The 11,855-nt window shown below is 72.0% G+C and carries 14 protein-coding genes; 7 read left to right on the forward strand and 7 right to left on the reverse strand.

The features are described from left to right. Nucleotides 1–40: 40 nt before the first annotated feature. Nucleotides 41–2,422 carry a phosphoribosylformylglycinamidine synthase subunit PurL gene (gene purL, locus ASG04_RS09770; protein ID WP_056123973.1) on the forward strand — a complete coding sequence of 794 codons (2,382 nt, stop codon included), beginning with the start codon at nucleotides 41–43 and terminating at the stop codon, nucleotides 2,420–2,422. Nucleotides 2,423–2,433: 11 nt separating this feature from the next. Then, complete coding sequence (locus ASG04_RS09775; RefSeq protein ID WP_056123107.1) at nucleotides 2,434–3,372, forward strand: NAD(P)-dependent oxidoreductase; 939 nt, start codon at nucleotides 2,434–2,436, stop codon at nucleotides 3,370–3,372. A gap of 44 nt (nucleotides 3,373–3,416) precedes the next feature. Here ASG04_RS09775 and ASG04_RS09780 read toward each other — a convergent pair whose 3' ends face one another. Together ASG04_RS09780 and ASG04_RS09785 are read right to left on the reverse strand one after the other, a co-directional pair. Further along, entirely contained in the window at nucleotides 3,417–4,487 is a 1,071-nt protein-coding gene (locus tag ASG04_RS09780) for a lactonase family protein (protein ID WP_056123109.1), read from the reverse strand. A 119-nt stretch (nucleotides 4,488–4,606) separates the two neighbouring features. Then, on the reverse strand, nucleotides 4,607–4,912 hold the full coding sequence (locus tag ASG04_RS09785) for a chorismate mutase (RefSeq protein ID WP_056123111.1): 306 nt from the start codon (nucleotides 4,910–4,912) through the stop codon (nucleotides 4,607–4,609). Between the two features lie 78 nt (nucleotides 4,913–4,990). On the opposite strand from ASG04_RS09785, the gene ASG04_RS09790 reads away from it, so the two are divergent. Then, nucleotides 4,991–5,395, forward strand: coding sequence for a DUF1304 domain-containing protein (locus ASG04_RS09790; protein ID WP_056123976.1), 405 nt, complete (start codon nucleotides 4,991–4,993; stop codon nucleotides 5,393–5,395). Between the two features lie 129 nt (nucleotides 5,396–5,524). On the opposite strand, the gene ASG04_RS09795 is transcribed toward ASG04_RS09790, so the two are convergent. Further along, nucleotides 5,525–6,538 carry an iron-siderophore ABC transporter substrate-binding protein gene (locus tag ASG04_RS09795; protein WP_235515505.1) on the reverse strand — a complete coding sequence of 338 codons (1,014 nt, stop codon included), beginning with the start codon at nucleotides 6,536–6,538 and terminating at the stop codon, nucleotides 5,525–5,527. A gap of 58 nt (nucleotides 6,539–6,596) precedes the next feature. Between ASG04_RS09795 and ASG04_RS09800 the strand changes: the two genes are divergently transcribed. Continuing rightward, nucleotides 6,597–7,472 carry a shikimate dehydrogenase family protein gene (locus tag ASG04_RS09800; RefSeq protein ID WP_056123113.1) on the forward strand — a complete coding sequence of 292 codons (876 nt, stop codon included), beginning with the start codon at nucleotides 6,597–6,599 and terminating at the stop codon, nucleotides 7,470–7,472. Between the two features lie 16 nt (nucleotides 7,473–7,488). Here the strand turns inward: ASG04_RS09800 and ASG04_RS09805 are convergent, their stop codons facing one another. From ASG04_RS09805 to ASG04_RS09815, 3 genes are read right to left on the reverse strand one after another with little or no spacing between them, the layout of a single operon-like run. Further along, nucleotides 7,489–8,439, reverse strand: a complete 951-nt coding sequence (locus ASG04_RS09805) for an SDR family NAD(P)-dependent oxidoreductase (protein ID WP_056123115.1) — start codon at nucleotides 8,437–8,439, stop codon at nucleotides 7,489–7,491. A gap of 8 nt (nucleotides 8,440–8,447) precedes the next feature. Then, nucleotides 8,448–8,831, reverse strand: a complete 384-nt coding sequence (locus ASG04_RS09810; RefSeq protein ID WP_056123117.1) for a YchJ family protein — start codon at nucleotides 8,829–8,831, stop codon at nucleotides 8,448–8,450. A 29-nt stretch (nucleotides 8,832–8,860) separates the two neighbouring features. After that, the gene (locus ASG04_RS09815; RefSeq protein ID WP_056123121.1) at nucleotides 8,861–9,286 is read right to left on the reverse strand and encodes an organic hydroperoxide resistance protein; all 426 of its coding nucleotides are present in this window, start codon (nucleotides 9,284–9,286) and stop codon (nucleotides 8,861–8,863) included. 121 nt (nucleotides 9,287–9,407) lie between these two features. Here ASG04_RS09815 and ASG04_RS09820 point away from each other — a divergent pair, with 121 nt between their 5' ends. Continuing rightward, the gene (locus ASG04_RS09820; RefSeq protein WP_056123123.1) at nucleotides 9,408–10,085 is read left to right on the forward strand and encodes a hypothetical protein; all 678 of its coding nucleotides are present in this window, start codon (nucleotides 9,408–9,410) and stop codon (nucleotides 10,083–10,085) included. Between the two features lie 6 nt (nucleotides 10,086–10,091). Then, nucleotides 10,092–10,694, forward strand: coding sequence for a hypothetical protein (locus ASG04_RS09825; RefSeq protein WP_056123126.1), 603 nt, complete (start codon nucleotides 10,092–10,094; stop codon nucleotides 10,692–10,694). 102 nt (nucleotides 10,695–10,796) lie between these two features. Here the strand turns inward: ASG04_RS09825 and ASG04_RS09830 are convergent, their stop codons facing one another. Further along, entirely contained in the window at nucleotides 10,797–11,003 is a 207-nt protein-coding gene (locus ASG04_RS09830) for a hypothetical protein (protein ID WP_156463604.1), read from the reverse strand. A gap of 63 nt (nucleotides 11,004–11,066) precedes the next feature. On the opposite strand from ASG04_RS09830, the gene ASG04_RS09835 reads away from it, so the two are divergent. Continuing rightward, entirely contained in the window at nucleotides 11,067–11,840 is a 774-nt protein-coding gene (locus ASG04_RS09835; protein WP_082517940.1) for an SOS response-associated peptidase, read from the forward strand. Nucleotides 11,841–11,855 lie beyond the last annotated feature (15 nt).

The following is an 11,855-nucleotide window of genomic DNA, read 5'->3' on the forward strand; positions in this document are numbered from 1 at the left end:
CGACGTGACCGCCCCGACCTCAGCAGGGAACGACAACACCGTGACGACCCACGTTCGCCCGAAGCCCGACACCGTGCAGGACGCGGCGGCGACGCCCGACAAGGACCAGCCGTACGAGGCCCTCGGGCTCAAGGCGGACGAGTACGCGAAGATCCGCGAGATCCTCGGCCGTCGCCCCACCTCGGGTGAGCTGGCGATGTACTCCGTCATGTGGTCGGAGCACTGCTCGTACAAGTCGAGCAAGAACTACCTCCGGCAGTTCGGCCAGAAGGTCACGCCGGAGATGCAGAAGGACCTGATGGTCGGCATGGGCGAGAACGCCGGTGTCGTCGACATCGGCGACGGCTGGGCGGTCACCTTCAAGGTCGAGTCGCACAACCACCCGTCCTACGTCGAGCCGTACCAGGGCGCCGCCACGGGCGTCGGCGGCATCGTCCGCGACATCATCTCGATGGGTGCGCGTCCGGTGGCGGTCATGGACCAGCTCCGCTTCGGCGCGATCGACCACGAGGACACGGCTCGCGTCGTGCACGGCGTCGTCGGGGGCATCTCGTTCTACGGCAACTGCCTGGGCCTGCCGAACATCGGCGGCGAGACCTACTTCGACTCCGTGTACCAGGGCAACCCGCTGGTCAACGCCCTCGCGGTGGGTGTCCTGCGGCACGAGGACCTGCACCTGGCGAACGCCTCGGGCGCCGGCAACAAGGTCGTCCTCTTCGGCGCCCGCACCGGCGGCGACGGCATCGGCGGCGCGTCGATCCTGGCGTCCGACACCTTCACCGAGGGCGGCCCGACCAAGCGCCCCGCAGTGCAGGTCGGCGACCCCTTCGCCGAGAAGGTCCTGATCGAGTGCTGCCTCGAGCTCTTCCAGAAGGACCTCGTCGAGGGCATCCAGGACCTCGGCGCCGCGGGCATCTCGTGCGCCACGTCCGAGCTCGCCAGCAACGGCGACGGCGGCATGCACATCTCGCTCGACGACGTCCTGCTGCGGGACCCCACGCTCACGGCAGAGGAGATCCTCATGTCGGAGAGCCAGGAGCGCATGATGGCGGTCGTCCGTCCCGACAAGCTCGACGCCTTCCTGCAGGTCGTCGGCAAGTGGGAGGTCGAGACGAGCGTCCTCGGCGAGGTCACCGGCACCGGTCGTCTCGTGATCGACTGGCAGGGCCAGGAGATCGTCAACGTCGACCCTCGCACCGTCGCCGTCGACGGCCCCGTGTACGACCGCCCGGTCGCCTACCCGACCTGGATCGACGCACTGCAGTCCGACGGCGCCGAGTCGCTCGACCGCCCGGAGACGGGGCCGGCGCTCAAGGCCCAGTTCCTGCAGTTGCTCGGCTCGCCCAACTTGGCGGACAAGCGCTGGATCACGAACCAGTACGACACCTACGTGCTCGGCAACACCGCTCTGGCCTTCCCGGACGACGGCGGCATGATCCGCGTCGACGAGGAAACGGGCCTCGGCGTGACGATCGCGACGGACGCGAACGGCCGCTACTGCCAGCTCGACCCGAAGCAGGGCGCTCGCCTGGCCCTGGCCGAGGCGTACCGCAACGTCGCCGTCACCGGTGCCATTCCGGCGGCGGTGACCGACTGCCTGAACTTCGGCTCCCCGGAGAACCCCGAGGTCATGTGGCAGTTCTCCGAGGCGGTCGAAGGACTGGCGGACGGCTGCATGGAGCTCGGCATCCCGGTGACCGGCGGCAACGTGTCGTTCTACAACCAGACCGGCTCGACCCCGATCCACCCCACCCCCGTGGTCGGTGTGCTCGGTGTCATCGACGACGTCGCCAAGCGCGTGCCCTCGGGCTGGCAGGACGACGGCCACAACATCTACCTGCTCGGCACGACCGACCTCGAGCTCGACGGTTCGGCGTGGGCGGGTACCGTGCACGGACACCTGGGCGGTCGCCCGCCCAAGGTCGACCTGGCCCACGAGAAGGACCTCGCCGCGCTGCTGCACGCCGCCACGGACGAGCAGCTACTGACCAGCGCCCACGACCTGTCGGACGGCGGGCTCGCGCAGTCGCTCGCCGAGTCGGTCCTGCGCTTCGGGGTCGGCGCACGCGTCGTCCTCGACGAGCTGCAGGAACGCGACGGCATCGACGTCGCCACGGCGCTGTTCTCGGAGTCGACCACACGGGTGATCGTCACCGTCCGCCGCGAGGACGACGTCCGCTTCCAGGGCCTCTGCAACGGTCGGGGCTTCCCGGTCCTGCGCATCGGTGTGACCGACGGCCACTCGCAGGCCCTCGAGGTCCAGGGGGCGTTCGAGGTCTCGATCGGCGAGCTCCGCGGCACGCACGGCGCGACTCTGCCGAGCCGCTTCGGCGACGTCATCCAGGAGACCGTGACCGAGGGCGTCCTGGGCCGCGGGCCGCTGGCGTCCGACGGCACGTTCTCGCCGCGCACGGACAGCTGAGGCCGGACGTCGTGAGCGCGAACCCCCGCACCAGCGTCGTCACCCTGCCGTTCGCCGAACTCGTCGACCGCTTCGGCCCGGTGCCGGACGGCGTCGAGCTCGAGGTGTGGGACCTCGAGCAGCCCCACGAGCGGCCGGACGACATCGCGATCACGCTGCTGCCGTTCTACTTCCAGGGCCGCCACCGGTGGCAGTACGTGCACGACCTGCCGAACCTGCGGCTCCTGCAGCTGCCGAGTGCCGGGTACGAGCACGCGGTGCCGCACGTCCCCGCGCACGCGCAACTGGCGAACGGCCGGGGCATCCACGACGACGAGACCGCCGAGCTCGCCGTCGGTCTCGCACTCACGGCGCTGCGCGAGATCGGCCAGTTCCAGATCGACCGGACGAACCAGGTCTGGGACGTCCGGAAGACCCGGTCCCTGGCCGACCGTCGGGTGACCGTGGTCGGCTACGGCGCGATCGGAGGCGCCATCGCGACGCGCTTCGAAGCGTTCCGGACCGACGTCACCGTCGTCGCCCGGACCGCTCGCGTGCAGGACGGCCGCCAGGTGCACGCGTTCGACGAGCTGCCCGAACTCGCCCGCAGCACCGACGTCCTCGTGCTCATCGCCCCGCTGACCGACGAGACCGAGCACCTGGTCGACGCGGCGTTGCTCGCGGCGCTGCCCGACGGCGCCCTCGTGGTGAACGTCGCGCGCGGCAAGGTCGTCGACACCGATGCCCTGGTGGCCGAGCTGCTCGCTGAGCGGCTCTCGGCTGGGCTCGACGTCACGGACCCCGAGCCGCTGCCGCCCGGGCACCCGCTGTGGACGACGCCGAACACCGTGCTCACGCCGCACGTCGGTGGCAACACCGACCTCAGCGTGCCGCGGTCCATCGAGCTGATGCGGCGGCAGGTGTCGGCCCTTGCCGAGGGACGCCCCTTCGAGAACCTGATCCAGACCTGATCCAGACCCGATCCAGACCTGACCCAGACCTGACCCCAGCGGGTCTAGCCGACCGGCACCACGCACGTCGGGGTGCCGACGGCGATCTGCCCGACGGGCTCCCCCGGAACCCCGTCCGGCCCCACGGGCAACACCGCGATCGCGTCGGACCGCTCGTTCGCCACCAGGACGAACCCGGGCACCCGGGCGAAGTGCCGCGGCCAGACACCACCCGACGACGCCGACCCGACGACCGCCAACTGTCCGTCGGAGGCGTCGAGCACCACGATGACGTCCCGGCCGCGCACGGCGACGTACACCAGCCCGGAGTCGTCGACCTCGATGTGGCTCAGCAGGGACTCGCCCGCCCCCGTCGACACCGAGGCCACGGTGCGGAGCGATCCGCCCTCGTCACGACGCAGCCGGTGGACGTGCCCGTCGAGTTCCCCGGCGACGAACAGGTCCCCGTCGAACCAGGCCATGTGCCTCGGCCCCGCCCCCGGCGCCACGTGGTGGACCCGGACCAGCACGAGCGACGACGAGTCACCAACACCAACCCCAGCACCAGCACCAGCACCAGCACCAGCACCAGCACCAGCGTCACCCACCGAGAACTCGTGGAGCGCGTCCCCGCCCAGGTCCGCCACCAGGATCGTGCCCTCGGGCGTGGCGATGGACTGGTGCGCGTGCGGCCCGTCCTGCCGGTCGGCATCCGGCCCCGTCACGTCCGGCAGGACCTCGGTCGACGACGCGGCATCCGGCACCACGAGTGCGTCCCCCGGCCCCGCCGACGCCGCGAACGACTCCGCCGCGGCCAGGTCCACCGCGGAGACGGTCCCCGACGTGTAGTTCGTCACCACCAGCACCCCGGCCGGGTCGACCCGGACGTGGCACGGCGCATCACCCCCGGCAGCGACGGTCCACAGGTGCTCGAGCGCCGACCCGTTCCGGCGGAAGGCCTGCACGCTGCCGTCGACGACCTCGGACACGGCGTAGACCCGGTCCTCTGAGACGGCGAGGAACGACGGGTCGTCCATCACGGCCACGGTGGTGGCGACGCCGTCCTGGACGAACGAGATCCCGGTCGCCGTGCCTCCCCCGGTGGCCGTGTACGACCCGAGGAGCAACGCCGGCACCGCGTCCCGCCACGAGGCGACGGCACCCGCCCCGGCATCCGAAGCACCCGCACCCGCCCCGGCATCCGAAGCACCCGCCCTGGCAGCCGCAGCACCCGAAGCCGAAACACCCGCCCCGCTCACACCTCGCCCTCGGCGATCTGCTCGTGGTGGTGGATGACCTCGGCGACGATGAAGTTCAGGAACTTCTCCGCGAACGCCGGGTCCAGGTGCGACTCCGCCGCGAGCGACCGCAGCCGCGAGACCTGCACCTGCTCGCGTGCCGGGTCGGCCGGCGGCATGCCCGCACTGGCCTTGAGGTACCCCACCCGCTGCGTGTACTTGAAGCGCTCCGCGAGCATGTGGATCACCGCGGCGTCGATGTTGTCGATGCTCTGCCGGATGCTCTGCAGTTCCGCCACGGCCGCGTCGTCGTACTCGCTCATGGCCCGAGCCTAACGGCGCACGACGGGCGACACCCGTGGGGCACGACTGACACCGCGGTCGATGGGAAGATGGAGTCCATGTCGGTCCTCCTCGTCCTCTCCTGCGTGTTCGCGATCCTCGCCGGACTGCTCCACGTCTACATCTTCTTCATGGAGTCGATCGCCTGGACGAGCCCCCGCGTCCGCAAGACCTTCGGCATCGCCTCCGACGCCGAAGCGCGCGCCACCCGCTCGCTCGCCTTCAACCAGGGCTTCTACAACCTGTTCCTGGCGATCGGCACGTTCCTCGGTGTGGTGCTCGCCTTCGCGGGCAACGGCGCGACGGGCTGGCCGCTCATCGTCTTCGGCACCGCGAGCATGCTCGCCGCGGCCGTGGTGCTCGTCGGCACGGGCCGTCGGTACCTCAGCACGGCGCTGATCCAGGGCTCGTTCCCGCTCATCGCGCTGCTCTTCGCCTTCCTGGGCTCGACCTTCGGCGTCTGATCCGACCGACGCGTCGGCTGGCGACGTGGTCGCCGGAACGCTCTGGAGGCCCGGTGCACCCCCGGCGGACCGCAACCGGTCCGTGGGTGGTGATCCGGGCCTCCAGGCCGTTCAGCGGATCGGGGCGGCTCAGCCGAGCTTCGCCGCGAACTCGTCGGGCAGGCGCTTGAGCGCCCACTCGATCGCCGCGGTCGTGCCCATCGAGAACGCCGAGGACACGTCCTTGTCGTCGACGACGATGGAATGGCCGGCCTGGACCGACGGCACCTTCTGGAACAGCGGGTCGTTCTCGGCCGCCGAGGCCTCGACGTAGATCGGCAGGATCACCGTCAGGTCGGCGTTCAGCAGGTCGAGGTTCTCGTTCGACAGCGACACCGAGAACTGCTTGCCGGCCTCTTGGTCGATCTTCTTGGGGATGGTGAACCCGAGCTGCTGCATGAACTGCGCGCGGCTGTCGGCCGAGGCGTAGGCGCCGAAGCCCTCGGACGTGTAGGCCCCGATGACGGCGGTCTTGCCGTCGAACTCGGGGTGCGCCTTGCGTGCTGCGGCGTAGGCGTCGTCGACCCCGGACAGCAGCTTCTTGCCCTCAGTGACCTTGCCGAGCGCCTTGGCGATCATCGTGGTCTGCTGCTTCGTGGTGGCGAGGTAGTTCTCGCCGCCCTTCGGGATCGCCACGGTCGGCGCGATCGCGGAGAGCTTGCTGTAGCGGTCCTTGTCGCCCGAGGACTTGACGTCGAGGATCAGGTCCGGCTTGAGCTTGAGGATGTCCTCGTAGCTGGGCTCGAGCGTGTTGATGATCTTCGGCGACTTCGTGTACGCGTCCTTGAGCCACGGCCCGACGCCGTCGCCACCGAACGCCAGCCAGTCGCTCGCGCCGACGGGCTGCACGCCGAGCTCGAGTGCCGTCTCGGCGTCGCCCCAGCCGAGGGCGACGACGCGCTTGGGCTGCGACTCGATGGTCGTGGTGCCGAGGCCGGTCGTGATGGACACCGGGAAGGCGCCGTCGCCGGAGGCGGACGAGGTCGACTGCGCGGTCGTCGAACCGGAGGCGCACCCGGCGAGGACGAGCGAGGCGGCCACGACGGCGCCGGCTGCTGCGAGCACGCGGCGGAGGCGCTGCTTGGGGAGGGAGGATCGGATCACAGAGGTAAGGCTACCCTAAGCACCTGACGTCGAGCCGGGCTGACTATGCTCACAGACCGTGACCCCCACCTGGCACGACCCGGAGCGCACCGCCCTGTCCGTGCTCGGCTCCCCGATCACGCACTCCCTCTCCCCCACGCTGCACCTGGCGGCGTACGAGGTGCTCGGCCTGCCCTTCACCTACGACCGGCACGAGGTCGCTTCAGGCGGGCTCGACGCGTTCATCGGCGCGCTCGGCCCGGAGCAGCGCGGGCTCAGCCTGACCATGCCACTCAAGCGCGAGGTGCTGCCCCTGCTCGACCGGACGACACCGCTCGTCGACGAACTCGGCGTCGCGAACACGCTGGCGTTCCGGACGTCCGGCGACCGGGTGCTGCGGTGGGGCGCGAACACCGACGTCGAGGGACTGGTCCGTCCCGTCGCCGCACTCGGGCACGTCCCCGGCGAGGCCACGATCCTGGGCGGCGGGGCCACCGCGGCGAGCGCCCTGACGGCGTCGCTGCGACTCGGGGCCTCGCTGGTCCGGGTCTTCGTCCGGGACACCGCGCGCGCCGGTGACCTGGTTACCCTGGCGACACGGCTCGGGGTGACGATCGAGGTGCACCCCCTGGCCGAGCTCGACCAGGCCGGCCCGCTCGGGTTCGTCGTGTCGACGCTCCCCGGTGGTGCTGCCGACGACCTGCACCTCGTGCCGAGCGGGCCCGACGCCGTGCTGTTCGACGTGGCGTACGAGCCGTGGCCGACGGCGGCGTCGAGTCGGTGGTCGGCTGCCGGGGGCCGGGTGCTGAACGGGCTCGACATGTTGACCGAGCAGGCGATCGGGCAGATCCGGTTCTTCCTGAACGGGGACGACGACGAGCTGCTGCCGGACGAGGCCGCCGTGCGCCGGGCGATGCGCGCCGCGGTGCGCCTGCCGGAGACGATCGGCGGGTAGTCGCAGCTCGCCGCAGCTACCCGCGGCTGCGGGCCTCGGCGTCGAGCAGCGCGACGGACACGTCCCACAGACGGTCGGCGTCGCGGGTGTCGAGCGCCCAGGGCAGCACCCCGTACAGGCCGTCCTGCACGGCGTCGACGACCGCTGCCTCGTGGCAGTCCTCGAAGTACTTCCCGCTCACGCCGGCGAGCTCGGGTGCCGTTGCGAGCAGCACCGACGTCGCCGCTCCCTGCGCCGGGGTCTTGACGACGTCGGCCGCGGCGACCTTGGTGGCCGCCAGGACGTCCGGGTCCCAGTGCTTCTGCAGCCCGGTCCAGATGCCGCCGGGCATGCAGGAGTTCGCGGTGATGCCGTCGTCGGCCCAGCGCAGACCCACCCCGACGGCGAACAGGGCGTTCGCGGTCTTCGACTGGGCGTAGGCGAGCCCGGGTTCGTACGGACGGCGGCGGAAGAACAGGTCGTCGAACACGACGGGCGACGAGCCGTGCCCGCTCGACGACACGGCGACGATGCGCGCGGACCCCGCTGCGGTCAGGGCGTCGTGCAGCCCGAGCGCCAGGGCGAAGTGCCCGAGGTGGTTCGTGGCGAACTGCGACTCCCACCCGGCGGGCGTGTACGTCTCGGGAGCGTCCATGATGCCGGCGTTGGCGATCAGCACGTCGAGCGGGCCGTCCCACGCGGCGGTGAACGCGTCGACCGAGGCCGGACGGTCCAGGTGCAGCTCGGCGATCGCCGGTGCCGGCCGTCCGGTCGAGTCCGCGATGTCGTCGGCCACCCGACGGCCGGCGTCCACGGCGCGGACGGCCATCGTCACGGTGGCTCCGGCTCCGGCGAGCGCCCGGGCCGTCTCGACGCCGATGCCCGACGCGGCACCGGTGACGATCGCGGTGCGGCCGGTCAGGTCGATGCCGTCGAGGACCTCGGCCGCCGTGGTGCGGGCGCCGAACGTGGTGATGTCGCGGGGCATGGGACTCCTCAGCTGACGACCCCGTCCAGGTAGGACCAGCGGCCCCGCTCGCGCACGAAGTCGCTCGTCTCCTCGAGCGTGCCACGCTCGGTGTCGGTCCGCCACCACGCGCGGAAGGCAACCGTGCCCCGGGAGTCGAACGGGCCTCCGGCCTGGGTCGACAGCACGTCGAGCCGTGTCCAGCGCTGGTCGGCGTCCAGTTCGAGCGAGCTCGGCCGGGTGCTCGGGTGCCACGACGACAGCAAGTACTCGGGCAGCCCCAGCGCGAAGGCGGAGAAGCGCGACCGCATGAGCCGTTCCGCGGTCGGTGCTGCGGCCCCGGCGTGCAGGGGACCGCAGCACTCGCCGTAGGGGTTGCCGCTCAGACAGGGGCATCGCGACGCGGGGTCCATGACGCCCAGCGTGTCAGACGCCCAGCGTGTCAGTCGACGAGCGACAGCGTGACGGTGATGTTGCCCCGGGTGGCGTTCGAGTACGGGCAGATCTCGTGCGCCCGCTCGACGGCACGCTGGCGCTGGGTCGGCTCGACGGCCGGCGCGTAGACGTCCAGCTCGACCGCCAGCCCGAAGCCCCCGCTGCCGTTGCCGCCGATGCCGACCTCGGCGGAGACCTCGGCACCGGTGGTGTCGACGCCGAGCTCTCGGCCCGCGGCGTGCAGTGCACCGAGGAAGCACGCGGCGTACCCGGCGGCGAAGAGCTGCTCGGGGTTGGTGCCCTCGCCGCTGCCGCCCATCTCCTTCGGCGGACGGGTGTCGAGGTCGAGGCGGTCGTCCTCGCTGCGGACGTGCCCGTCGCGGCCGCCCCCGGAGGCGTGGGCGACGGCGGTGTAGACGATGTCGAGACTCATGGCAGCAGATGAGCGCCCCTGCCTGGACGATCGCTGATCCAGCCCGGTGCCGTGCGGTGGTCGGCACCGCCGCTCCGGGCAGGTCGGGCGTGTCCGAGCCGCGGACGAGTAGGAAAGGCCCATGTACTCCCTCGGATGGCGTGTCTTCCGCGACCATGTCGGTGGCGCCGTCCCCGCGGACCGGCGTCGTCGGTCGGTCGTCGTCGGCGTGCTCGTCGCCGTGGTCGTGGTCGTCGTCCTGGTGACGCTCGGGCTGGTCGCGGGGTGGCCCGACCTGCGTGACGGCGCGGACGCGGTCGGCGTGGCGCTGCTCGCGCTGGGGCTCGGGGTGTTCGGGGCTGCATGCGTGCCACTGCGACCGAGCACGGCCGACGGCACGCGGCTGTACTGGGGCGCGGTGTCGACGGCTCCGGACTCGAGCGAGCGGCACTTCCGCCGCGGAGCAGCCCCGACGATCGACCCTGCCGACCGCGACGACGTGCTGCGTGACGCCCTCGCCATCCGCGCTGCCCTCGTGCCCGAGGTGTACCGCGGGCTGCTCGTCGTGGTCGCCGTCATCCTGGCGTTCACCGGCGTCGTCCTGTGGGCGGGGTCGTCGTTCCTGTTCCTGTGGGTCGCGGGGATGACCGTCGTCCGCACGGTCATCAGCCTCGCCCGTCTCGGCCGGGTCGAGCGTGCCCGGGCCCTGGCCGAGGTGCTGCCCGACGCACCGGCGCGGACCGCGGCACGCTCCGTGCGCCCCGGCCGTCCCGGCACCCGCTCGGGCTCGAAGATCGCCCTGCCCGGCGACGATCGGTAGCCGCGGGTGTTCCGACTCGGGTGGGAGACGTACCGGCACGTCGTCCACGAGGTGGTGTCGCCGGCACGTGCACGCCGTGCGTTCGGCATCGCAGTCGTGTGCACCGTCCTCGCCGCCGTGGTGATGACCGCGCTCGAGGCCGCCGTCCACTGGACCGGGCACGACGCACCCGGCGCGGCGGTCGTCATCGCGCTGCTGTCGCTCGGCGTCGGGTCGGTCGCCTTCGCGTGCTGTCGCCTGACAGCGCCGGTCGCCCCGAACGCCACGATCAACGGACGGGAGGTCCGTCCCGACACCGCGCGCTCGCTACGGTGGTCCGTCCAGCGGTACGTCGGTGCCAGACCCCCGGCCATCGCGCCCGAGGACCGCGAGGCCGTCCTGGTCGACACGGCACTGTTCCGCCGTGGCGTGACGCTCGACCTGACCCGGGGGACGGCACTCATCGGCGGCGGCCTGCTGGCGGCGACGGGCCTGACGGTCGTCGGGGCCCCGCCCCTGTGGCTGGGGTTCGTGGTCATCTACGGGGCGAACCTGCCGGCGACACTGCTGCGCCTCGGTCGCGCCGAGCGCGCCCGCCGTGCCGCGGAAGCGCTGGCACCCCGCCCCTGACCGAGCACCGCCGATCCGGTCTGCGACCCGCAGGGAACCGTGAACCGGATCGGCCGCTGACGAATCTGGTCGGCTGGCCTCGGGTTTCGCCAACCGGATTCGTCAGCGCGCAGGACGAACCACCCGCACCACCGCCGCCCGCACCCGCACCACCGCCGCCCGCACCCCCGCCACCGCCGTCGCCGCGCGCTCCACCGCAACCGTCGCCGCGCGCTCCACCGCAACCGTCGCCGCGCGCTCCACCGCAACCGTCGCCGCCCGCACCACCGCCACCGCCGTCGCCGCCACGCGCGCCACCGCGACCGTCACCGCCGCCGAGCTCCCGGCAAGCCCGAACGCGCCTCCGTCGGCGGCACGGGGCACACTGGGCGCATGTGTGGCCGCTTCGTCGTCTCCGACACCACCGCTGACCTGCTCCCCGAGCTCATGGGCGAACTCGCCGCCCGCACCGAGCACGTGGACGAGGACTCGGGCGAGGTGCACTCCGGCCTGGCTCCGAGCTGGAACGTCGCCCCGACCGACCCCGTGTACGCCGTCCGGCAACGGCACGGCGAGCGCGAGCTCCCGCGCATCAGCTGGGGCTTCGTGCCGACCTGGGCGAAGGACTTCGCCAAGCAGCGCCCGAAGCCGATCAACGCGCGGATCGAGACCGTCGCCACGAGCGGCATGTTCAAGCGGGCCTTCACGACCAACCGCTGCATCGTCCCGGCCCAGGGCTACTACGAGTGGGTCGTGCGTGAGGACGGCAAGGAACCGCACTTCGTGCACGAGCCCGGTGGCGCCCTGGCGATGGCGGGTGTCGTCAGCGCCTGGCCCGACCCGACCAAGGCCGAGGACGACCCCGACAAGTGGAAGCTCTCGCTCGCGATCATCACGCGTGACGCTCACGTCGCTCCGGGTGAGGTGCACGACCGCATGCCCGCGTTCCTCACGCCGGACGGCTACGACGACTGGCTCGGCGGCGACCTGCCTCCGGACGACCTGCTCGCGCTCCTCGACCACGAGTCGCTCGCGGTCGCGGCCGGCCTCGAGCAGTACGAGGTCGCCCGCGCCGTCAACAGCGTCCGCAACGACGGACCCCAGCTGATCGAGCCCGTCACGGGCGCAGGCGCTCCCGAACACCCCGGCGAGTCCACGCTCTTCTGACGAGACGCCGCCCGC

The sequence above is a fragment of the Curtobacterium sp. Leaf183 genome (assembly GCF_001424385.1).
Classification (GTDB): Bacteria; Actinomycetota; Actinomycetes; order Actinomycetales; family Microbacteriaceae; genus Curtobacterium.